Genomic DNA, 21,737 nt, shown 5'->3' with positions numbered 1-21,737 from the left:
TTCGCGGGTGAACCCGCTCCCACAGGGACCCCACAGCCCTCAAGCTGTGCACTATACCTGTGGGAGCGGGTTCACCCGCGAAGAGGCCCTCAAAACCAACACACATCCCATGCCCAACCACCTCCACAGCCCCCACCTAAGCACCCGCTTCCAGGCCCTCGACCAGTTCCTGATCGAGCACCAGCAACTGTGGAAACCCCGCCCCTTCACCAGCCTGAAGCTGGCTTGGGAAACCGCCCACCCCGAGCTTGCCGCCCACCTGCGCCAATGCTCCCTGGAAGACGCCGAAACCGACACCACCGCTGCCCGGTTGCCCGCCCCGTTCCCGCAACTGGCCCAGCAAGCCCGACAGCTTTCGGCACTCGGCAACCTCCCGGCAACCGACCTGCCCCCCGCCGCGCATCGCCTCGACGTAGCCGTCCCGGGCCGCAAATGGCAGCAGATCGAAGCCTTCGCCAGCCACCTGGCCTTCCGCGAACAGCCCCGTCACTGGCTGGACTGGTGCTCCGGCAAAGGCCACCTGGGCCGCCGCCTGCTGCAACCCGGCCAACACCTGACCTGCCTGGAATACGATGCCGAACTGGTCGCCGCCGGCCAGGCCCTGAGCACGCACCACCACTTGCCGGCGCAGCATGTGCACCAGGATGTGATGGCCAACGACAGCGCCCGCCACCTGGCTGGCGACAAAAGCGTGGTTGCCCTGCACGCCTGTGGCGACCTGCATGTGCGCCTGATGCAACTGGCCAGCCAGCAAGGTTGCCGACAACTGGCCGTGGCCCCCTGCTGCTACAACCGCATCGCGGCGCAGCATTACCAGGCGTTATCCACAGCCGCCCAAGCCTCCAGCCTGCGGTTGTCACTGGATGACCTTGGCCTGCCCTTGAGCGAAACCGTTACCGCCGGCGCCCGCGTGCGGCGCCAGCGCGACACCTCGATGGCCCGGCGCCTGGGCTTCGACCTGCTGCAACGCCAGCAGCGCCAGACCGACGAGTACCTGCCGACACCGTCGCTACCCGTGGCCTGGCTGGAGAAGCCCTTCGAGCAGTACTGCCGCGACCTGGCCGAACTCAAGCAATTGCAGCTGACTGGCAACCCGGACTGGGCAGCCTTGGAAGCCGCCGGCTGGCAACGCCTGGCCGAGGTCCGCAACCTGGAGCGCGTGCGCAACCTGTTCCGCCGGCCGCTGGAGCTGTGGCTGGTTCTCGATCGGGCCCTGTTCCTCGAAGAACAAGGCTACAACGTGCGCCTTGGCTTGTTCTGCGACTACCCACTCACCCCGCGCAACCTGCTAATCCTTGCCGAACGCGACCGTTGGCCGCAGCACAACCTGTGGATAACTCTGTGAACAAGCTTGTGATTACCTGTTGGATCCAAGCGCTATTTCAAGCGTTTGGCTTATTCCGGCTTGCGCGTCAAGGCCAGTAAAAACAGGCGTTTGCGCAAAGACCGGCGGTGTATCGATCCGGCATGCCTTTCGCGCAAGTCGCCGATGCCACTTGTGCATAAACATTTCTTATGGTTGGCGCAAGCATTGTTTGCACGGCCTTTGTAGGCTCTTTTTTTCTCGCTCAAAAACCGGCAGGTTTACGCGATTCCTGTGGGAGCGGGCGTGCCCGCGAACACGGGCGAAGCCCGTGCCATGCAACGCGGTGCCCACTCCCACACCTTTCAATGCGCCTTGTTCTTGGCAATCTCGATATCGTTCATCAGCGCCTTGGCCATGTCGCACAGATAATCGGCGGCGCCCAGGAATTTATGGTCATCCTCCATATCCCCTTCGCGCACCAGATGCTTGATGTAGCCCATCAGGATCGAGACATGCTCATAGGCAGCATCGACGGGGACACCAGGCTCGACGCGTAGCAGATTGAGGGATGGGTTACCGGCTGCGAGGAAGGTTTCCACGCCTGCGGTAGTGATGGGTTCGATGATGGTTTTCTTCATGGCATAAATCCTTACTCGGGGAGGGGACTGCCAGAAATCTTTCTCACGGATTTGGGTGGCAGCCGTTCGCGGGGTGAGAAACCGGTCGAATAAGGAAGCCCGGCCAGACCGAAGTCTGCCCGCGTACGGCCACCATAAATGGGTAGCGCTTATTCGATCAGGGTTCTCACACCCGGTCGCCAGAGCGACCCGAAAACGGTATCCGTGAGCCATTTCCCCGACAACAGCGATACTTCGGCGGCGCGCGTAGGATAGTTCCGAAGCCACCAACCCCTGAAGCTGTTAGCCCTAAAGTTCAGAATCTTCGTACAGCTGATGGCCTATTCGCGGGCGCGCCCGCTCCCACAAGTACTACACAGTTTCAAGGCTTGTGGAGATCCTGTGGGAGCGGGCAAGCCCGCGAATAGGCCATCACAAGCAACACAAAGCTAATGCCTGACCACCGCAACGGTGTATCATCCGCCCCCCAAATGATTAAAAAGTGACGTCGCGCGCTGCCCGCCAGCCCCGCGACCTTCTGGCGTTGCGCCAGAGCCGACAATGGACTAACGGACCCGACCATCGTGACCCAAGCCAAGCCCCTCGCCCTGCTGACCCTCACCCTGGCCCTGACCGCCTGCGCCAGCGGCACCGCTCCCCACCCCACCAGCAGCCTGGGCTGGAACCACCCCGGCATGCAGCTCGGCGGCGACAACGGCCTGCCCCTGCGCACCGAAAGCCCCTGCCGCAAGCGCGGCTGCGACAACGACAAGCTGTTCTTCAACCCGGGCAAAACCGAGCCGAGCGTCACCACCATCCATCGCGGCTGGTAGGAAAATTCTTCTTTCAGGTCGGTGACTTAGGTCATTTGCGAACATTCGCAACGAAGTGGTTTACAGGCGCCAACCGATCGTTATAATGACGCCCCATTGCCGGTATAGCTCAGATGGTAGAGCAACTGACTTGTAATCAGTAGGTCCCGGGTTCGATTCCTGGTGCCGGCACCATACGCAGTATCAAAAAAGGCTCACCGAAAGGTGGGCCTTTTTTGTTTCCAGCACGCTCTGCATGACCCCTTCCTCCAAGATTGATCTCAATCAAGCCTAACGCCGGCACGCAGCTTAGCCTGAGATCAGTCAGCCCTTGAGGGAAGGAAACCATGGCCAAGAAATTCCCCAAAACCCCCAGCCACCCGGAGCGCATCTGCTGGGGCTGCGACCTGTACTGCCCGGCCAAGGCATTGGCCTGTGGCAATGGGTCGAGTCGGACCATGCACCCGGTGGAACTGTTTGGCGAGGACTGGGACAGTTTCGAGGACCGGCTGGAGAAGCCGGTTGATTGCCAGCAAGAGACTGGCCCTAGGTGAAATAGGGCAGCTTTGCGGCCCATAGCCGGCAAGCCAGGCTCTCATAGAACTGCACATAACTCATTGAATTAGCGGGGGCCCTAGACTGCCCCCGAAAAGTTGGACAGTTTTAGCCAGTGGCCTGAGTCCTGTAGCTGACAGGGCTCAGGCCATTGAGTTTCAGCCTGATGCGGTCATGGTTGTAGTAATGGATGTACTCCTCCAGGCCCGCCTTCAGCTGTTCGACGCTTTCAAAGCGCTTCAGGTAGAAGAACTCTGACTTCAGTGTGCCGAAGAAGCTTTCCATCGCTGCATTATCCAGACAATTGCCCTTGCGAGACATGCTCTGCTTCACACCGCGCGCTGCGAGCTTATGGCGGTATTGGGGCTGCTGGTAATGCCATCCTTGGTCTGAGTGGATCACTAGCTTGGGCTTTTCACCCAACCCATCGAGCGCCTTTTCCAGCATGTTCCCGACCAAGCCATAAGTAGGCCGGCAAGCTGTTTCATAGGCGATGATCTCACCGTTGTACAAGTCCATCACGGGCGACAGGTAGAGCTTTTGTTGGGCCACTTTGAACTCAGTGACATCGGTCACCCACTTCTGGTTGGGGCGTTGCGCGACGAAATTACGCTCCAGCAAATTCATTGCCACCTTGCCGACAATGCCGCGATAGGATCGATACTTCTTCGGGCGTACAACGGACTGCAAACCAAGCTCAGCCATCAACCGTTCAATGACCTTCTTGTTGACCAAGGTCCCCTGATTCCTGATGGCAAGGGCAATGCGGCGGTAGCCATACAGCCCTTTCTCCTCGTGATAGACACGCTGCACCAACTCCTTGAGCGAGGCGTGCCTGTCCGGCTTTTGCTGGCACTTGATCTGGTAATAAAAGGTACTGCGTGCCAACCCCACCATCTGCAAGAGATCAGGCAGCGGATATTTATGTCTGAATTTACAGACGATCAGGGCTTTTTCGTCCGTGTTCGCTCCTTCTCCTCTCGCAGAGCCTTTAACTCCTTTAGGACATCATTCTCCATGCGCAGATACTCGAGCTCGCTCAACAACTGCTCACGAGATTTCTCTGCGTCATTGGTATCTGTCGGCTTGATGGGCTTAATTTTCTTCGGCACGGCTGATTTTCTTTGTTTGGCGAGAGTGGCTTCAGGACTGCCACTGTAGTGCTGCCGCAGCCAAATGCCTATCTGTGAGGACTGTCCAAGGTCAAAGTGCGCCGCTGTTTGGCGCAGGGACAGGCGATGCTCAAGCATGTACTTGAGCACCCGCCGCTTGAATTCCTCGGTGTAGCGGCGACCATGCGAGCGAGGGCCGAGGCTGGCATCGACTTGGTAGCCAGCAACCCAGCGCCGAAGCAGGCTGAAATCGATGCCAAAGTGTTGTGCCACCTTGCGAAAGCCCCGGCTGCCCTCTAGGTAAGCGGTGATAGCCGTGAGCTTGAACTGCTCTGTGTATTTACCCATAGATCCCCCAAGGGTTGGATTGGTGTCCAACTTCTTGGGGGCAGTCCACCCTGTGGGAGCGGCTTTAGCCGCGAACACCGGCGCAGCCGGTGCCATACACCGCGTTGGATTCTTCGCGGCTAAAGCCGCTCCCACAGGGTACGCGGATTGCTTGCAATTTCAGTTATCTTCACGACAGCGCAGCCCAAAGGGCTGGGCCATCTACCACAGGTACAGCGCATGGTTTGAGCCTGGCGCCGACCCAGCGAATGAGGTGCTGCGGTGGATGGCACGGGCTTCGCCCGTGTTCGCGGGCACGCCCGCTCCCACAAGGATCGCGCCACCTGTTAGAAATTGAGCAAGGCAGTTGCTACCAATGGGGAGCGCCGGGCTCAAGGTGTGCGCTGTACCTGTGGGAGCCCGGCTTGCCGGCGATGGGCTGCGCAGCAGCCCCAGGTGCGGTTGATCAGAACGCTGTGCTGACCGTCAGCGACAGGTTGCGTGGGTCACCATAAATCGCCCCGGCATAGAACCCGTAGCGGGTGTAGTAGTGCTTGTCGAACAGGTTATTGGCGTTAAGGCTGACGCTGGTGTCGTCGGTCAGCTGGTACTTGGCCATGGCATTCCAGATGGCATAACCGGACCAATTCACGTCAGTGGCACCGGTGCTCACACCATTGCTCGGCTGGCCCGCCGGGCTGGAGATTGCGCGGATGTTGCTCTGCGCAGTAACCCCGGCACCCAGGGTCAGGCGGTCGAGCGGGCCGGAAAGGCGGTAGGTGGTCGAAGCCTTGAACAGGTGCGATGGGTCGCTGCGGCCGTCGCTGTCGAGGCGGCGGAAGTGCAGGTAGGTGTAGCCGGCGTACACGTTCCAGCTGGGGGTCAGGGCGCCGGCGATTTCCAGGTCGATACCGTCGGTTTCCTGGCCGGAACCGGCCTTGTAGGCGTCGCCACCGGTCGGGGTGGTCAGGTCGCCGTCGAGCACTGCCTTGTTTTCCTGCTTGGTGCGGAAGTACGCCGCCGAGGCGTTCAGGCGGCCATCGAACCACTCTCCCTTGATACCCGTCTCGTAGCTTTGCCCGCGAATCGGCTCAACCTTGCTGCCGCTGCTGGTTTCGGCGGTTTGCGGGGTGAAGATGTCGGTGTAGCTGGCGTACAGCGAGTAGTTGTCGTTGAGGTCGTACACGGCGCCCAGGTACGGGGTGACGATGCCGTTCTCTTCCTGGCTGGTACGTGCGCCAGCCACGCTGCGGGTGGTGGCCGAGTAGTTGCTGGTGCGCACACCGAGGATGACCGACAGTGGGTCGGTGATGCTCAGGCGGGTTGCCGCGTACATGCCCTGCAGGCGGGTGGTGGTCTTGCTGTGGCGGCCGGTGCGCGAGGCGATGATGTTGTAGTCGTCATCCACACCATTGCGCCAGTCGGTCAGCGGGAAGCCGTTGTTGGCGCGGAACTGGCAACCCAGCGCAGGCGCACTGGCCATGCCGTCGCCAACCATGGTGCAGGTGTATTCCGGCGACCAGGCCACGGTGCGGCTGTCGTTGTAGCCAACCATCGCCTGGTGGGTACGGCCGAACAGCTGGAACGGGCCGGACAGGTCGATCTGCGCCGACTGTTGGGTGGTGTCGGTGGAGCTGTGCAGGCCGTTGAGCACGGCACCGCTGCCATCCTGGTCCCAGTAGCCACCGTAGCTGCCACGGCCCGCCGAGTTGACCTTGGCCAGGCCGCGGTGGTTTAGGGTTTCGGCGGTGCTCTGGGTGGCTTTCAGGTCCAGCGTCCAGTCGTTGTCGAAGTGGTGTTCCAGCGAGCCGAACGCGGTGCGGGTGGTGTACTCGCCAAAGCTCCAGCTGGGTACCACGTTGGTGCTGCGCGGCAGGTCGGTCTTGCTGCCATCGCTGTACCAGATCGGGATGTTCGCACCCCAGCCACCGCCGACAATCTTGTTGTACTCGTACTGGTAGCCGGCACCGAGAGTGGTGGCGTCGTCCAGGTCGAACTCGAAGTTGGCCAGCGCTGCGCGGGAGCGCTCGGACTGGTTGTCGCGGAATGAGTTGGCGTCCTGCTGGGTCATCACGAAGCGCGAACGCAGGCGACCGTCTTCGGACAGCGGCAGGTTAAGGTCGGCGCCCAGGCGGCGCTTGTCCCAGCTGCCGTAGGTGGCATAGGCGCTACCGCCGAACGTCCTGGTCGGTGCCTTGCGGATCAGGTTGACGGTGGCCGACGGGTCGCCGGTACCGCCCAGCAGGCCGTTGGCGCCGCGCACGATGTCGATGCGCTCGTACAGGTCCATGTTCAGTGCGTTGCCGCCGCCACTGAAATCGGACCCGCCCTGGAACTGCAGGCCATCGACCTTCCAGTTGCTGATCGAGTAACCACGGGCACGGTAGTCGGTACGCCCGCCCACTTCGGACTTGCTCGCGGTCACGCCTGGGGTGGTTTCCAGCGCTTGCTCGATGGTGTGGATGTCGCGGTCATCCATTTGCTGGCGGGTAATGGTGGTGACCGACTGCGGCGTCTGGCGCGGCGTCAGGGCCAGGCCGGTGGAGCTGCGGGTGCTTTCGACGGTGTAACCCAGCTGACCAGCTTCGTCGGCAGGCAGCAGGGCGCTGTCTTCGATCTGCGTGGCCTCCAGTTCCAGGGGCTTGCTGTCGGCAGCCATCGCGCCACCGCTGACGGCCACGGCAATGAACAGGGCCAGCGGTTTGAGGCGCGTGCCGCCTCGGCTGATGGAGGGGAAGGCGTTCGGGGTGCTCTCGGAGTTCATTTGGGAAGGCTTCGTATTTGCAGATGATTTTTTGTTAGGATTCTAGGGATCGGCCCCCCGGGCTCCAGACCCGGCTTGTACGGGGATGTAATCGAACGTAACGAGCGCTACCAGCCCTAACCGAACAGGTGTTTTTCTGCATGAGCACAACTTTGCTTGTTGTCGACGATGACGACGAGATCCGCGAACTTCTATGTGATTACCTGACAGATGCCGGCTATAACGTGCTGGCAGCGGCTGACGGCGAGCAGATGCGCGAGCATCTGGCCCGGCACAAGGTTGAGCTGGTGGTGCTGGACCTGATGCTGCCGGGCGAAGATGGCCTGAGCCTGTGCCGCCAGCTTCAAGCCACGCCGGGGCTGGCGGTGATCATGCTGTCGGCCAAGGGCAGCACGCTGGACCGCATCATCGGTCTGGAGGTGGGTGCCGATGACTACCTGGCCAAGCCCTTCGAGCCACGCGAGCTGATCGCCCGGATCAAGGCCGTGCTGCGTCGTCCGCAACGCCTGGATGCGCCCGCCGTAGAGCCGGTAGAAGATGCCCAGCTGTTCGCCGGCTTCCGCCTGGAACACGTGAAACGCCTGCTCACCCGCCCCGATGGCGAGACCCTGACCCTGCCCCGCTCCGACTACCGCGTACTACGCGAGCTGCTGGAAGCCAACAACCGCGTGGTGTCCCGCGACCAGCTGACGCGCAGTGCGTTCGGCCGCGACCACCTGCCCGACGACCGTTCGGTGGACATGTGCGTCAGCCGCCTGCGCCAGCACCTGCGCCACGCGCCGGCGGGTGCCGCGCAAATTCTCACCATCCGCAACGAAGGCTATTTGCTGAGCATCGCCGCCAACGGGGCCGATGCCTGACATGCGCTGGCTGCGCCGGCTGTGGCCACGCACGTTGTTCGGCCAGTTGCTGCTGATAATGGTCAGCGGCACCGTGCTGATCCAGTTGATGTCCAGCAGCATCTGGTTCGATGTGCGTTTTGCCCAGGTTCTCGAGGCCCCTGTCCGGCTGATTGCCGCACGCAGCGCTCCGTTGATCGCCCAGGCCGACTGCCGTGCCGGTGCACTGCAGGCGCCAGCCCATTACCAACTGCGGTGCAGCGAAGCCCTGCCCACGCCGGTGCAGGACGAGCGCCGCGGGCGCAGGCGTGTCGAGCTGTTGCTGCACCAGGCCCTCGAGTACGAGTTGGGGCATGCCCAGGACGTGCGCCTGATGAAGGTGCAGTTGACCGACGAACAGGGCCAGCCGATCGTCTGGCGCAGCCTGTTCGGCCTGCGCACGGCCCAGGCGCATCTGCAGTTTGCGGTGCCGTTGGCCGATGGGCACTGGCTGACCATCGAGGGCCAGGAACTGCAAGGCTGGAGCGGCGAGTCGGCCTGGGTGCTGATCAGCGATTACCTGTTGCGGGTGTACGCGCTGCGCATCGTCGCGGTATTGCTGGTGTGCCTGATAGCCGTGCGCCTGTGCCTGCGCCCGCTTCGGCGCCTGGCCGATGCCGCGCGCGGCCTGGGTAGCAACCTCGAGCAGCCGCCCTTGGCGCTGGATGGCCCGGAGGAAGTGCGCCAGGCGGCCCAAGCCTTCAACGCCATGCAGCAGCGGCTGATCGCGATGGTCAACGACAAGGCCTACTTTCTGGCCGCCGTGTCCCACGACCTGCGCACCCCGCTGACGCGCATGCGCCTGCGCCTGGAGCGCTTGCCGGACGACGAAAACCGGCAACGCCTGCGGCAGAACATCGCGCAGATGGACAACATGATCGGCCAGGTGCTCGATTACCTGCGCGCGGGGGAGCAGCAGAACTTGCAACAGGTAGACCTGGACCGGCTGGTGGTGCGCCAGTGCGCGGAGCTGGCCACTGCCGAAGAGCCACTGCCGGTGCATGGCCAGGCGGGCAGCCTGCAGGCCGATGCCCTGCTGCTGCAGCGCTGCCTGCAGAACCTGCTGGTCAATGCGTTGCGTTATGCCAAGGAGGTTTCGGTCACGCTGGAGCAGGCGACCACGGGGGTGTTCATCCATATCGATGACCGCGGCCCGGGGATTGCGCCGGGCCTGCTGGCGACCATCATCGACCCGTTCGTGCGCGGTGACGGGTCGCGCAATCAGGCGTCCGGGGGGTATGGGCTGGGGTTGAGCATCGCCCAGCGGATTGCTGCCAGCCATGGGGGCGAGTTGCTGTTGGCGAACCGCGAGGGGGGTGGGTTGCGGGTCAGCGTGTTGCTACCCAATCAGCCTTTACGCGCCCCCCTGTAGGAGCGCATGAGCCTGGAAATACGCGATCAGGTAACAGTCTTTTACCGATTACCCAGGTTTTCCCCTCCCCGCCTTTGCCTATCCTATGCCCGGTCATCCTGCCTGCGATGGACCCATGAAACACTCTCTACCCAGCCGCTACGCCTGCCTCGCCCTCTGCCTGCTGTTCACCTTCGCCAGCCTGCCGCTGCTACCCCAGCATGCCTGGTTGTGGCCGTTGACACTGATTACCACGCTGCTCAGCCTGGTCGGCCTGAACGACCTGCGGCAAAGCCACCACGCCGTGCGCCGCAACTACCCGATCCTGGGCAACATCCGCTACCTGATCGAAACCATCCGCCCGGAAATCCGCCAGTACCTGATCGAGGGCGACGACGACAAGCTGCCGTTCTCCCGCTCGCAGCGTTCGCTGGTCTACGCCCGGGCCAAGAACGAAAGCGCCGAGAAGGCCTTCGGCACCCTCAACGATGCCTACAAGCCCGGCTTCGAGTTCATCAGCCATTCCATGCTGCCAGTGGCCACGCCAGACCCGGCATCGTTCCGCATCGCCATTGGCGGGCCGCAATGCCGCCTGCCCTATTCGGCATCTATCTTCAACATCTCGGCCATGAGCTTCGGCGCCCTCAGCGCCAACGCCATCGCTGCCCTGAACCGCGGTGCACGCATGGGCCGTTTTGCCCATGACACCGGCGAAGGCAGCATCAGCCCGTACCACCGCGAACATGGCGGTGACCTGATCTGGGAAATCGGCAGTGGCTACTTCGGCTGCCGCACCGAGGACGGCCGCTTCGACCCGCAGCGATTCGCCGAGCAGGCGCGCTCGCCGCAGGTGAAGATGATCGAGATCAAGCTCAGCCAGGGCGCCAAGCCGGGCCACGGTGGCATCCTGCCGGGGCACAAGGTCAGCCCCGAAATTGCCGCAACCCGTGGCGTGCGCGTGGGCGAAGATTGCATCTCGCCAGCGGCGCACAGTGCCTTCCGCACGCCAGTCGAGTTGCTGCAGTTCGTGGCCAGCCTGCGCGAGCTGTCGGGCGGCAAGCCGGTGGGGTTCAAATTCTGCCTGGGCCACCCTTGGGAGTTCATGGGCATTGCCAAGGCCATGCTGGCCACTGGCATCACTCCGGACTTCATCGTCGTCGATGGCAAGGAGGGCGGCACCGGTGCGGCGCCACGCGAGTTCAGCGACAACATGGGCGTGCCGATGCGCGAGGGCCTGATGTTCGTGCACAACACCCTGGTCGGCCTGAACCTGCGCGCCAGTATCCGCATTGGCGCGGCAGGCAAGATCGTCAGCGCCTTCGACATCGCCAGCGTGCTGGCCATCGGGGCGGACTGGGTCAACTCCGCGCGCGGCTTCATGTTCGCCATTGGCTGCATCCAGTCGCAGAGCTGCCATACCAACAAATGCCCGACCGGGGTGGCCACGCAAGACCCGCTGCGCCAGCGCGCCCTGGTGGTGCCGGACAAGGCCGAGCGGGTGGCCAGCTTCCACCGCAACACGCTGCATACGTTGGCCGAAATGTTGGCTGCCGCGGGCCTGGAACACCCTTCGGAGCTCAAGCCCAAGCACCTGGCGCGGCGTATCAGCCCTAGCGAAATCGGGCTGTTCTCGGACCTGCACACGTTCCTCAAGCCGGGCGAATTGCTCAGTGGCTCGATTGAAAGCGAGTTTTATGCGCGGATGTGGCGGATGGCGCGTAGTGACAGCTTTGCGCCGGAGACTGGGGAGGGAGAGGTGAAGGTTGCTGGGGTGCGGCGCAGGGAAGTGGTGGAGACGGCGTGAAAGCCGGGGGCCGCTTTGCGGCCCTTTCGCGACACAAGGCCGCTCCTACAGAATCGTGTGGGAGCGGCCTTGTGTCGCGATGGGCTGCAAAGCAGCCCCTAGGCCATCAGATCAGGATCAGAAGATGCTGATCGGGTACTCGACGAATACGCGGACTTCGTTGCCGTCGTCGTTGTAACCGTTCTGCTGCACGGCGTTGTTGGTACGCACGAACGAGCTACGCAGCTTGATCGACAGGTCCTTGGCCGGGCCGTCCTGCACCACGTAACGGATCTGGTTGAAGATCTCGCGCTCTTTACCTTCACCGAAGCCCTGCGGGTTGTCGACGTTGCGGGTGTTGATGTTGTCACCCACCACGTAGGCCAGCTTGTAGGTCAGGCCCGGGATGCCGTAGGCACCGAAGTCCAGGCCGTAGCCCAGCTGCCAGGAGCGCTCGTCTTCGGCGTTGAAGTCGGACCAGTACGAGTTGGCCAGGTAGATGGTCGAACCACCGTCACCCACGCCACCCTCGTTCTGGTACCAGCCGTAGTTGTAGCCGGTGCTGCCGGTGCTGCGCTGGTGGGCGATGGTGAACGAGTGGGCACCGTAGGCGTAGGTGGCTGCCAGGCTCCAGATAGTGTTGGAGTCGCCGTTCAGCCCAGCGGATTTCACGAACTTGTTGTCGATGTCCGACTTGTAGCCGTTGAAGTCCAGGGTCAGGGACTGGTCGTTGGCAATCGGGAAGACGTAGTTCAGGCCCAGGTAGTGCTTCTTCATCACGTCTTCGTTGTCGGCGGTGTACAGCGAAGCGGTGAAGTTGTCGGTGAACTTGTAGCTACCACCAAGGACGTTGATCGACTTCAGGCCACCACCGTCACGGCGCTCGGCGCTCTTGCGCGCTTCCTGGGTGAAGCGGCCGGCGTTCAGTTCCAGGCCCTGAATCTCTTTGGAGGTGATCAGGGTACCGGTGAAGCTTTCTGGCAGCAGACGGGCGTCGTCGTACTGCAGCACTGGCAGTGCCGGCATCTGGTCACCGTACTTGAGCACGGTGTTGGAGATGCGGAACTTCACTGCAGCGCCACCACGGGCCAGGTTGTGCGGCGAGTTGGCGTTGCCGTTCTCGTCCTTGAAGTCCGAAGGCTTGAAGAAGTCGACACCGGCGCCACCGTTGTGGCCCTTGCCGCCGTCCAGACGCACGGCGTACAGGCCGAATGCATCGACGCCGACACCGACGGTGCCCTGGGTGAAGCCGGAGGAGAAGTTGGCGATGACGCCCTGGCCCCATTCGATCTGGTCGTCGGTGCCGTGCTTCTTGTCACGATTGATGTAGGCGTTGCGCAGCAGGACGTTGGCGTGGCTGTCCTCGATGAAGCCTTTGCTGTCGGCCTGATCATTGGCCTGTGCCTGGGTCGCGGCGATCATCGCCAGGGCGACCAGGCTGATCCTGGTTTTCAACATGTTGTTTTCCTTATTTGTTAATCAAAAACGCTCTGCAATATGACGCCAGGAACCAACGCCCCTTCGTAGGTTCGACGCTATGCGGATCCAGACTGGAAGGCCTGCCGGTAATCACACGGCGGCCTCTGGCAGCAGCATGGCCAAGATCATGGCCAGCAGGCGTTGGCCGAATCCTAGCCGTGTGCGATTACAAATGTCAAAAAGTCGTGAAATGCAGGTTGATATAACCAAAATTGCCTATGGGTCTGGTGCATTTCCATGCAGGTTTGCGCTATCAGCGGACAATTTATCTTGTGTGGGAAATAGCCTTTTGATCGAACGGACAATTTTCCTGTCAGGGCGCCTTCGCAGCGCAAGGCTGCTCCTACACGGAAACGCGGGGCGGCAGAGACCGTAACAAACTGACACAGATGTAATGACAAGCCTTTACAAATACTCAAGCAATAGCAAATAACAAGCATTACCATCCGCACCTCTTTTTCACCTGCTCGCTCCGGATGTGCTCATGCTTGTACCCTGCCGTCTTTCACCCCTGACGCTTGGCCTGTCGCTGCTGTTCGGCGCCGGCCTGGCCAGTGCCGCCACCACCACCCTGCCGGAACTGTCGGTAACCGCCGACAGTGAACGCGAAGAGGACAACCCGCGGGTCAAGGAGGTAAGCACCGCGACCCGCACCTCGACGCCAGTACGCTATGTGCCGCAGGCCATCGACACGGTGAAGACCGTCAACGTGCTGGATTACGGCAGCAACACCCTGGGCAAGGCGCTGGAAGGCATCCCCAACGTCAGCAGCGGTGCCGACACCCGCTTCGACAGCGTGCGCATCCGCGGCTTCGAAGCCAGCAACGACTTCTACCTGGACGGCATTCGCGACGACAGCCAGTACATCCGCGACCTGCATAACATCGAGCGGGTCGAAGTGCTCAAGGGGCCGGCAGCGGTGCTTTATGGCCGTGGCAGCCAGGGCGGTATCGTCAACCGGGTGAGCAAGGCGCCGGAGCACGGCCGCCGTTCGAGCATCGAGGCGCAGGCCGGCAGCGAAGACCTGCGCAGCCTGTATGCCGACCTCAGTGCCGACCCCAGCGACACCGTCAGCCTGCGCCTGAACATGGGCAACCAGGACAACAACAGCTTCCGCGACGGCATCGACGGCAGCCGCCAGCTGTTCGCCCCGTCGATCAGTTGGCAGGTCACCTCCGACCTGAACTGGCTGGTGCAATACGAATACAGCCGCTACAACCGCACCCCGGACCGAGGCATCCCCGGGGTCAACGGCCGCCCGGCCGATGTCGGCCGTAGCACCACCTATGGCGACACCCAGCGCGACTACATCGACGACCGCGCCCAGTCGCTGCGCTCGCGCCTTAACTACCAGTTGAACGAAACCTGGCAGTTGCGCCATACCCTGGGCCTGTTCAAGCTCGACAGTGAGTTCGACAACACCTACGTCACGGGCTACGACGCCAGCACCGACACCTTGACCCGCCAGCGCTGGCAGCAGGACCTGAACACCAGAAACCTGTTCAACACCCTGGAGGCCGAGGGCGACTTCGACACCTTGGGCCTGGAGCACAAGCTGTTGCTGGGCCTGGAGTTCGGCAACCAGAAGCGCGACCCGGTGCTGTACAAAGCGGTCGACCAGAAATTGCAGGGCCTGGGCAAGCCCGGCCGCAACCAGCAGCTCAATGGCCCAATGACGTTGTTTAGTGACAACCATACCGTGGTCGATAGCCGCGGCCTTTATCTGCAAGACCAGATCCGCCTGAACGATCAGTGGCAGGTTCTTGCCGGTGTACGCTTCGACCAGTTCGACGTGCAGACCACCAACAAGGATGGCGTGCGCGAAACACAGGACAGCAACAGCACCAGCCCACGCTTGGGTGTGGTCTATACACCGTGGCGCGACCATTCGTTCTACGCCTCGTGGAGCAAGACCTTCTCGCCGGTTGGCGGCGGGCTGATCGGCATCACCCCAGGCGCAAAAGGCAACGGTAACGACGCCAAGCCGGAAGAAACCCGTCAGAAGGAAATCGGCGTGAAGAGCGACTGGCTCGACCAGCGCCTGACCACCACCCTGGCCATCTACGAGCTGGAGCTGTACAACCGCCGCACCCGCGACCCGCTTGTCCCGGAAAACATCTTGCTCAGCGGCATGCAGCGTTCGCGCGGTATCGAGCTGACCGCCACCGGCAACATCGTTGGCAACTGGTACGTGCGCGGTGGCATCGGCCTGCAGGACGCGACCATCGTCAAGGACAACAACGGCCAGGAAGGCAACCGCATCAATGACGTGGCCAAGCGCAACGGTAGCCTGTTCGTGACCTGGAAACCGGAACTGGGCTGGTACGCCGAAACCGGCCTGACGTTGGTAGGCGAGCGTTATGCGGACAACCAGAACACCACGGTGCTGCCGGGGTATGGCCGCTGGGATGCACTGGCGGGGTACCGCACGCATGACTGGGATGTGCGGGCGGCGCTGAGCAATATCGCCGACAAGACCTACTACAGCTCGGCGACCAGTGCGGCGCAGATCGAGGTGGGTGAGCCGCGTAGCCTGGTGGTGACTGGTAGCTACAGCTTCTGATCTTTATTGCCTGTGCCGGCCTCTTCGCGGCTAAAGCCGCTCCCACAGGTACCCAACATGTATCGAGCCCAGTGGGGTACCTGTGGGAGCGGCTTTAGCCGCGAAGGGGCCAGCACAGGTTTAAGCAATCGATCAGTGCCACACCGCCATCAGCGCCTGCATTTCTGCTTCGCTGATCAGCCCTTGGGGGTATCGTCCGGCAAGCAGACGTCGTGGGTCGGTCGTCCTGACCCTGATGCTTCCATGGTGTTTCAACCACTTCGCCACAAGCCTGAGCGATTGGTGATTCACTGCCGATGGGCGCAAAGCCGACTCACTTGCTGCGTTCATTTCTACACGTACTCCCTGGCCCGTGAGCGGCTAATCTACGTAAGGATTGTTACAGGTCCGAGAGCGCGGCATGGCCGAGCTATCTCACTGAAAACAATACAAAACTTATGCCAGCACCAGCCTGCGGACGGCCCTCGCGAATAAAAAAGGCCCGTCATGACGGGCCTCTTGATTCACCGTGCGCTCAACGCTTTACCGGTGCCGGTTGCTGCTGGGTCAGGCAGTGGATGTTGCCACCACCCAACAGCAGCTCACGACCAGGGATCATCACCACCTCGTGGTCGGGGAAAATCTTCGCCAGGATCGCTCTGGCCTCGGCATCTGCCGGGTCGTCGAAGCTAGGCGCGATGATGCCGCCGTTGACGATCAGGAAGTTCACGTACGAGCCTGCCAGGCGCACCGATGGGTCACGCTCCTGGCTGCCTGCCACCTGATCGACCCCGGCACACTCTTCGGCAGTAGCGAACAGCGGGCCCGGGATCGGCATTTTGTGCACGATGAACTCGCGGCCCTTGGCATCGCGGGTGTTCTTCAGCACCTCCATGGCGGCATGGCAGCGTGCATAGTTGGGGTCGTTGGAATCATCGGTCCAGGCCAGTAACACTTCGCCCGGGCGCACGTAACAGCAGAAGTTGTCGACATGGCCATCGGTCTCGTCGTTGTACAGGCCATCCGGCAACCAGACCACGGTGTCCACCGCCAGATGATCGCGCAGCACCGCTTCGATCTGCTCGCGGTTCAGGTGCGGGTTGCGGTTGCGATTGAGCAGGCATTCTTCGGTAGTAATCACCGTGCCTTCGCCGTCCACGTGGATCGAGCCGCCCTCGAGCACGAAGCTTTCGGTGTGGTAGCGCTGGCAGCGCTCCATTTCCAGGACCTTGGCCGCCAGCTCCTCGTCACGGTTCCACGGTGCGTAAAGGCCGCCGTCGAAGCCGCCCCAGGCATTGAAGCCCCAGTCCACACCACGCACTTCACCCTGGTCGTTGATGACGAAGGTCGGGCCGGTGTCACGCACCCAGGCATCGTCATTGCTGATCTCGACCACGCGAATGTTCGGCTGGTCGAGCTGGCGGCGGGCATTTTCGTACTGGCCAGCGGAAACCGCGACGGTTACCGGCTCGAAGCGGGCAATGGCCTTGGCCAGGGTCACATGGGCAGCCTGCGCCGGCTTGCCGCCAAGGCGCCAGTTGTCCGGGCGCTCCGGCCAGACCATCCACACCTGGGTTTGCGGGGCCCACTCGGCGGGCATGTGGAAACCATCGGCACGGGGAGTGGAGTTGAGGGTTTTCATGATTGACCTCTGTGATGGCCCTGAGCCGGACTGTGCTGGGGCGTTTGTCAATTTATAACCGATATATATCGATATTTGAAGCCCGATAATCGGGAAAATCATGAGAATGCAAGGGAATTAAATCGATAACAATCGATAAACCCCCAACCTTGACCGAGAAGCAAAACGGCACGACATCTACCATAGCCAGCCCTTGTGAACGCCGTTGAAGCCCGAGGCGGAAAAAACGGCCAGACCGGCTAGGGTCAATACATGAGCAGAACGGGCCAGCGAACCGCCATGAACATCATCCCTACCGCGATCCCTGAAGTACTGATCATCGAGCCGAAGGTTTTCGGTGATAGCCGTGGTTTTTTCTTCGAGGCATTCAACGCCCGTGAGTTCGCCCGGCAAACCGGCGTGAATGTCCAGTTCGTCCAGGACAACCACTCGCGCTCCATCAAGGGTGTGCTGCGTGGCCTGCACTACCAGGTGGAAAACACCCAAGGCAAGCTGGTGCGCGTGGTGCAGGGGGAAATCCGTGATATTGCCGTGGACGTGCGCAAGAGCTCGCCAACCTTCGGCCAATGGGTCGCGGTGCAGCTGTCGGCCGACAATCATCGCCAGTTATGGATTCCCCCCGGCTTCGCCCATGGCTTTGCGGTGATGAGCGAGTCGGCCGAGTTCCTCTACAAGACCACCGACTACTACAACCCGGGCGCCGACCGCTGCATCCGCTGGGATGACCCGACGCTGGCCATAGACTGGGGGTTGCAGCAGCCACCCGTGCTCTCGGACAAGGACAAGCTCGGCCTGCCGCTGGCAGAGGCGGAACTGCTGCCTTAACTAGCGCATAATTGCGGCAGACCTTTCTGGCGCATTTACCTGATGATTGCAAAACCCACGCCCCCACGCCGTCCCCGCTGGCGCAGCCTGGCCCTGTTGGCCGTGTGCCTGGTTCCGTTGTTGTGGCCCCTGCATCACCTGGCCGAACGTTACTATCAGGAAGAACTGGCCTCGCAGAACCGACAGACCCTCGACCTGTACGTCGCCAACCTGCTCGGTACCCTGCACCGCTACGAAACCTTGCCGCAGATACTCGGCGACCTGCCGGCGCTGCGCGGTGTGCTGGCCGACCCGCTCCGCCTGGAGGCAGTGACCAATGCCAACCGCCTGCTCAAGGACATCGTCCAGCAGACCGGCGCCGAGGTGATGTACCTGATGGACGTCAGCGGCAATACCCTGGCTGCCTCCAACTGGGACAAGCGCGACAGCTTCGTCGGCCGCAACTTCGCCTTCCGCCCCTACTTCAACGAAGCCATGGCCGGCCGCCTGGGGCGCTTCTTTGGCCAGGGCACCACATCGGCAAAGCGCGGTTACTTCTTCGCCGCCGCCGTGCGAGACCGTGAACGCATCGTTGGCGTACTGGTGGTCAAGGTCGACCTCGACCACACCGAAACCCTGTGGGGCCGCACCCCAGAGCAGCTGTTGCTGACCGACCACAATGGCGTGGTCATCCTGACCTCGCGGCCCGACTGGCGCTTCCGCGCGACCCGCGCGCTGACCGAGGCCGAGCGTCAGGCGATCATCGCCATCCAGCCCTACCCGACCCAAGCCCCGCAGCCGCTGGTGCTCAACCCGGACGCCTGGATCAGCCAGACCCGCGACATCAAGGAAACCGGCTGGCAGGTCAGCATCCTCGCCCCGCGCATGCTGGTCGACCGTTCGGTGCAAACCGTCATGGCCATCGGCGCGGGCACCCTGCTGGTGCTGATACTGCTGGCCGGCCTGGTGATGCAGCGGCGCCGTCACTACATCGACCGCATCGACTTCGAGGCACGCGGCCGCCAGGAACTGGAAAAACGCGTGGCCGAGCGCACCGCCGACCTCGAAGGCCTGAACACCCGGCTCAAGAGCGCCGTACTGGAGCGTGAGAACGCCCAACAGGAGGCGGTGCGCGCCCAGGACGAACTGGTACAGGCCGGCAAGCTGTCGGTGCTCGGCACCATGTCGGCCAGCATCAGCCACGAACTCAACCAGCCGCTGGCCGCCATCCGCAGCTACGCGGAAAACGCCGAGATCCTGCTCGACCACCAGCGAACCGAAGAAGCCCGCGGCAACCTCAAGCTGATTGGCGAGCTGACCGGGCGCATGGCCTCGATCATCGCCCACCTGCGCGCCTTCGCCCGCCGTGACCGCCATGCCCCGGAGAGCGTGGCCTTGCAGCCGGCCCTGGACGACGCCCTGGCGCTGCTGGCCAAGCGCCGCCGGGCGATGGCCGTGGAGCTGATCCGCGACCTGCCGGAAGCCACCTTGTGGGTACAGGCCGGCGAGACCCGCCTGCGCCAGGTGCTCGGCAACCTGCTGGCCAATGCCCTCGACGCCCTGACCGAAAAAGCCAACCCGCGCCGCCTGTGGCTAAGTGCCGAACAGCGCGATGACTGCGTCTACCTGTACATTCGCGACAACGGCCCCGGCTTCAGCCGCCAGGCCCTGGAGCACGCCAAGGAGCCGTTCTTCACCACCAAGACCCGCACCCAGGGCCTGGGCCTGGGCCTGGCCATCTGCGAAAGCCTGATGCGTGCCCTGGGCGGTGAACTGCTGCTGGCCAACCACCCGGAAGGTGGCGCACTGCTGACCCTGCAGCTGCGAGTGGCCGCGCCTGGCGCTACTTTGCCCAATTCGGAGGACCCCTCGGCATGACCACCGAGACACTGATCGACAGCCGAGCCCAGGTCATCCTGGTCGATGATGACCCGCACCTTCGCCAGGCCCTGAGCCAGACCCTGGACCTGGCCGGGCTCAAGGTGGTCGCCCTGGCCGACGCCCAGGGCCTGGCCGAACGCATCGAGGCCGACTGGCCCGGCGTGGTGGTCAGCGACATCCGCATGCCGGGTATCGATGGCCTGCAGCTGCTGGAACAACTGCACGGCCGTGACAACGAGCTGCCGGTATTGCTGATCACCGGCCACGGTGATGTGCCGCTGGCGGTGCAGGCAATGCGCGCCGGGGCTTATGACTTCCTGGAAAAACCCTTTGCCAGCGACGCCCTGCTGGACAGCGTGCGCCGCGCCCTGGCCCTGCGCCGCCTGGTGCTGGACAACCGCAGCTTGCGCCTGGCCCTGAGCGACCGCCAGCAACTGGCCACCCGCCTGGTGGGCCAGTCGCCGTCCATGCAGCGCTTGCGCGAGCAGATCGGCGCCTTGGCCGGCACTCGCGCCGACGTGCTGATCCTGGGTGAGACCGGTGCCGGCAAAGAGGTGGTGGCCCGCGCCCTGCACGACCTGTCCAGCCGCCGCGACGGGCCGTTCGTGGCGATCAACGCCGGCGCACTGGCCGAGTCGGTGGTCGAAAGCGAGCTGTTCGGCCATGAGCCCGGGGCGTTCACCGGCGCGCAGAAACGCCGCATCGGCAAGTTCGAGTTCGCCAACGGCGGCACGCTGTTCCTCGACGAAATCGAGAGCATGAGCCTGGATGTGCAGGTGAAACTGCTGCGCATGCTTCAGGAACGGGTGGTCGAGCGCTTGGGTGGCAACCAGCTGATCCCGCTGGACATCCGCATCATCGCCGCGACCAAGGAGGACCTGCGCCAGTCCGCTGACCAAGGGCGGTTCCGCGCCGATTTGTATTACCGCCTGAACGTGGCGCCGCTGCGTATTCCACCGCTGCGCGAACGCGGCGATGACATCCTGGTGCTTTTCCAGCACTTCGCCGACGCCGCCAGCGAGCGCCATGGTCTGCCGCCACACTCCCTGCAGCCGGCCCAGCGCGCCATGCTGCTGCGTCACGACTGGCCCGGTAACGTACGCGAGCTGCAGAACGCCGCCGAGCGTTTCGCCCTTGGCCTGGAACTGGCTCTGGACGGCCAGGCGCCGCCGGCGGCAATGCCTTCGGCACCGATGCCGAGCGGCAACCTCAGCGAACAGGTCGAGCAGTTCGAACGCTCGCTGATCGCTGCCGAACTGGCCCAGCCACACAGCTCCATGCGCAGCCTGGCCGAGGCGCTGGGTATCCCCCGCAAAACCTTGCACGACAAGCTGCGCAAGCATGGCTTGAGCTTCGATGGCGGTAGCGGCGGGCATGACGATCAAGAGGACAACCGTTAATGAACACCGATAGCCAGTACCTGCAGACCGTCCTGCACGGCGACATCCCCCTGACCCGCGAAATGGGCCTGGAAGTGCTCGATTGGCAGCAGCACACCCTGCGCCTGCAATTGCCGCTGGCGGCCAACGTCAACCACAAGAGCACCATGTTCGGCGGTAGCCTGTACTGCGCCGCAGTGCTGGTGGGCTGGGGCTGGCTGCACCTGCGCCTGCGCGAGTCGGGTATCGATGACGGGCATATCGTCATCCAGGAAGGGCAGATCAGTTATCCGCTGCCGGTTACCGGGGCGGCGGTGGCGCGCTGTGCGGCGCCGGATGAGAAGACCTGGGAGCGGTTCCTGACCATGTACCAGCGGCGCGGGCGGGCACGGTTGACGCTGGAGACCACGGTGAGCAATGCCGGTAGTGACGAGCCTGCGGTGAAATTCAGCGGCCAGTACGTGCTGCACCGCTGACACGGACCACTTGGTAACAGGCTGGCACG

General features: G+C 62.8%; 17 protein-coding genes and 1 tRNA gene. 12 read left to right on the top strand and 6 right to left on the bottom strand.

What is annotated here, in order from left to right:
* Positions 1-109: 109 nt before the first annotated feature.
* Positions 110-1,345: a methyltransferase gene (locus tag NY023_RS01350; RefSeq protein WP_013970483.1), complete on the top strand. Its 1,236-nt coding sequence runs from the start codon at positions 110-112 to the stop codon at positions 1,343-1,345.
* Between the two features lie 323 nt (positions 1,346-1,668).
* Here the strand turns inward: NY023_RS01350 and NY023_RS01345 are convergent, their stop codons facing one another.
* Complete coding sequence (locus NY023_RS01345; protein ID WP_013970482.1) at positions 1,669-1,944, bottom strand: DUF3077 domain-containing protein; 276 nt, start codon at positions 1,942-1,944, stop codon at positions 1,669-1,671.
* 563 nt (positions 1,945-2,507) lie between these two features.
* On the opposite strand from NY023_RS01345, the gene NY023_RS01340 reads away from it, so the two are divergent.
* The 3 genes from NY023_RS01340 to NY023_RS01330 all read left to right on the top strand — a co-directional run bounded on the left by NY023_RS01340 (position 2,508) and on the right by NY023_RS01330 (position 3,289).
* Complete coding sequence (locus tag NY023_RS01340; RefSeq protein WP_003257464.1) at positions 2,508-2,756, top strand: hypothetical protein; 249 nt, start codon at positions 2,508-2,510, stop codon at positions 2,754-2,756.
* A 98-nt stretch (positions 2,757-2,854) separates the two neighbouring features.
* A tRNA-Thr gene (locus tag NY023_RS01335) sits at positions 2,855-2,930 on the top strand.
* 152 nt (positions 2,931-3,082) lie between these two features.
* Positions 3,083-3,289, top strand: coding sequence for a DUF3079 domain-containing protein (locus NY023_RS01330; protein ID WP_013970481.1), 207 nt, complete (start codon positions 3,083-3,085; stop codon positions 3,287-3,289).
* 109 nt (positions 3,290-3,398) lie between these two features.
* On the opposite strand, the gene NY023_RS01325 is transcribed toward NY023_RS01330, so the two are convergent.
* Positions 3,399-4,750 (bottom strand): IS3 family transposase gene (locus NY023_RS01325; RefSeq protein WP_372241189.1). Its coding sequence is split into 2 segments (ribosomal slippage): positions 3,399-4,279 and positions 4,279-4,750, totalling 1,353 coding nucleotides; the frame shifts between segments, so codons are not numbered across the junction.
* 445 nt (positions 4,751-5,195) lie between these two features.
* A complete protein-coding gene (locus NY023_RS01320) occupies positions 5,196-7,493 on the bottom strand; it encodes a TonB-dependent siderophore receptor (protein ID WP_013970478.1) in 2,298 nt (765 codons plus the stop codon).
* Between the two features lie 140 nt (positions 7,494-7,633).
* On the opposite strand from NY023_RS01320, the gene NY023_RS01315 reads away from it, so the two are divergent.
* The 3 genes from NY023_RS01315 (at position 7,634) to NY023_RS01305 (ending at position 11,526) form a co-directional block, all read left to right on the top strand.
* On the top strand, positions 7,634-8,353 hold the full coding sequence (locus NY023_RS01315; protein WP_023661060.1) for a response regulator: 720 nt from the start codon (positions 7,634-7,636) through the stop codon (positions 8,351-8,353).
* Position 8,354: 1 nt separating this feature from the next.
* Positions 8,355-9,743, top strand: coding sequence for an ATP-binding protein (locus NY023_RS01310; protein ID WP_013970476.1), 1,389 nt, complete (start codon positions 8,355-8,357; stop codon positions 9,741-9,743).
* Positions 9,744-9,858: 115 nt separating this feature from the next.
* Positions 9,859-11,526: an FMN-binding glutamate synthase family protein gene (locus tag NY023_RS01305; RefSeq protein WP_013970475.1), complete on the top strand. Its 1,668-nt coding sequence runs from the start codon at positions 9,859-9,861 to the stop codon at positions 11,524-11,526.
* A gap of 117 nt (positions 11,527-11,643) precedes the next feature.
* Here NY023_RS01305 and NY023_RS01300 read toward each other — a convergent pair whose 3' ends face one another.
* Entirely contained in the window at positions 11,644-12,963 is a 1,320-nt protein-coding gene (locus tag NY023_RS01300) for an OprD family porin (RefSeq protein ID WP_013970474.1), read from the bottom strand.
* Positions 12,964-13,468: 505 nt separating this feature from the next.
* Between NY023_RS01300 and NY023_RS01295 the strand changes: the two genes are divergently transcribed.
* Positions 13,469-15,547 carry a TonB-dependent receptor gene (locus NY023_RS01295; protein ID WP_013970473.1) on the top strand — a complete coding sequence of 693 codons (2,079 nt, stop codon included), beginning with the start codon at positions 13,469-13,471 and terminating at the stop codon, positions 15,545-15,547.
* Between the two features lie 132 nt (positions 15,548-15,679).
* Here NY023_RS01295 and NY023_RS01290 read toward each other — a convergent pair whose 3' ends face one another.
* Together NY023_RS01290 and aguA are read right to left on the bottom strand one after the other, a co-directional pair.
* Positions 15,680-15,877, bottom strand: coding sequence for a hypothetical protein (locus NY023_RS01290; protein ID WP_080563721.1), 198 nt, complete (start codon positions 15,875-15,877; stop codon positions 15,680-15,682).
* 184 nt (positions 15,878-16,061) lie between these two features.
* Complete coding sequence (aguA, locus tag NY023_RS01285) at positions 16,062-17,168, bottom strand: agmatine deiminase (RefSeq protein ID WP_013970472.1); 1,107 nt, start codon at positions 17,166-17,168, stop codon at positions 16,062-16,064.
* Positions 17,169-17,447: 279 nt separating this feature from the next.
* Here aguA and rfbC point away from each other — a divergent pair, with 279 nt between their 5' ends.
* The 4 genes from rfbC to NY023_RS01265 are packed head-to-tail and all read left to right on the top strand — an operon-like array spanning position 17,448 to position 21,708.
* Positions 17,448-17,993, top strand: coding sequence for a dTDP-4-dehydrorhamnose 3,5-epimerase (rfbC, locus tag NY023_RS01280; RefSeq protein ID WP_013970471.1), 546 nt, complete (start codon positions 17,448-17,450; stop codon positions 17,991-17,993).
* 42 nt (positions 17,994-18,035) lie between these two features.
* Positions 18,036-19,850, top strand: coding sequence for an ATP-binding protein (locus tag NY023_RS01275; protein ID WP_024087997.1), 1,815 nt, complete (start codon positions 18,036-18,038; stop codon positions 19,848-19,850).
* Positions 19,847-21,253 carry a sigma-54-dependent transcriptional regulator gene (locus NY023_RS01270; RefSeq protein WP_013970469.1) on the top strand — a complete coding sequence of 469 codons (1,407 nt, stop codon included), beginning with the start codon at positions 19,847-19,849 and terminating at the stop codon, positions 21,251-21,253. The genes NY023_RS01275 and NY023_RS01270 overlap by 4 nt, the downstream gene beginning before the upstream one ends.
* A complete protein-coding gene (locus tag NY023_RS01265; protein WP_013970468.1) occupies positions 21,253-21,708 on the top strand; it encodes a YiiD C-terminal domain-containing protein in 456 nt (151 codons plus the stop codon). The genes NY023_RS01270 and NY023_RS01265 overlap by 1 nt, the downstream gene beginning before the upstream one ends.
* The last annotated feature ends 29 nt before the right edge of the window (positions 21,709-21,737 follow it).

The organism is Pseudomonas sp. NBB (assembly GCF_032701105.1).
Taxonomy (GTDB): Bacteria; Pseudomonadota; Gammaproteobacteria; order Pseudomonadales; family Pseudomonadaceae; genus Aquipseudomonas; species Aquipseudomonas asiatica.
This window is presented reverse-complemented; position numbering and strand designations above follow the sequence as displayed.

Bases quoted from the DNA above. Each gene is read 5' to 3' on its own strand.
- NY023_RS01350 (WP_013970483.1), top strand. From the start codon at position 110: ATGCCCAACCACCTCCACAGCCCCCACCTAAGCACCCGCTTCCAGGCC.
- NY023_RS01345 (WP_013970482.1), bottom strand. From the start codon at position 1,944: ATGAAGAAAACCATCATCGAACCCATCACTACCGCAGGCGTGGAAACC.
- NY023_RS01330 (WP_013970481.1), top strand. From the start codon at position 3,083: ATGGCCAAGAAATTCCCCAAAACCCCCAGCCACCCGGAGCGCATCTGC.
- NY023_RS01320 (WP_013970478.1), bottom strand. From the start codon at position 7,493: ATGAACTCCGAGAGCACCCCGAACGCCTTCCCCTCCATCAGCCGAGGC.
- NY023_RS01315 (WP_023661060.1), top strand. From the start codon at position 7,634: ATGAGCACAACTTTGCTTGTTGTCGACGATGACGACGAGATCCGCGAA.
- NY023_RS01310 (WP_013970476.1), top strand. From the start codon at position 8,355: ATGCGCTGGCTGCGCCGGCTGTGGCCACGCACGTTGTTCGGCCAGTTG.
- NY023_RS01305 (WP_013970475.1), top strand. From the start codon at position 9,859: ATGAAACACTCTCTACCCAGCCGCTACGCCTGCCTCGCCCTCTGCCTG.
- NY023_RS01300 (WP_013970474.1), bottom strand. From the start codon at position 12,963: ATGTTGAAAACCAGGATCAGCCTGGTCGCCCTGGCGATGATCGCCGCG.
- NY023_RS01295 (WP_013970473.1), top strand. From the start codon at position 13,469: ATGCTTGTACCCTGCCGTCTTTCACCCCTGACGCTTGGCCTGTCGCTG.
- NY023_RS01290 (WP_080563721.1), bottom strand. From the start codon at position 15,877: ATGAACGCAGCAAGTGAGTCGGCTTTGCGCCCATCGGCAGTGAATCAC.
- aguA (WP_013970472.1), bottom strand. From the start codon at position 17,168: ATGAAAACCCTCAACTCCACTCCCCGTGCCGATGGTTTCCACATGCCC.
- rfbC (WP_013970471.1), top strand. From the start codon at position 17,448: ATGAACATCATCCCTACCGCGATCCCTGAAGTACTGATCATCGAGCCG.
- NY023_RS01275 (WP_024087997.1), top strand. From the start codon at position 18,036: ATGATTGCAAAACCCACGCCCCCACGCCGTCCCCGCTGGCGCAGCCTG.
- NY023_RS01270 (WP_013970469.1), top strand. From the start codon at position 19,847: ATGACCACCGAGACACTGATCGACAGCCGAGCCCAGGTCATCCTGGTC.
- NY023_RS01265 (WP_013970468.1), top strand. From the start codon at position 21,253: ATGAACACCGATAGCCAGTACCTGCAGACCGTCCTGCACGGCGACATC.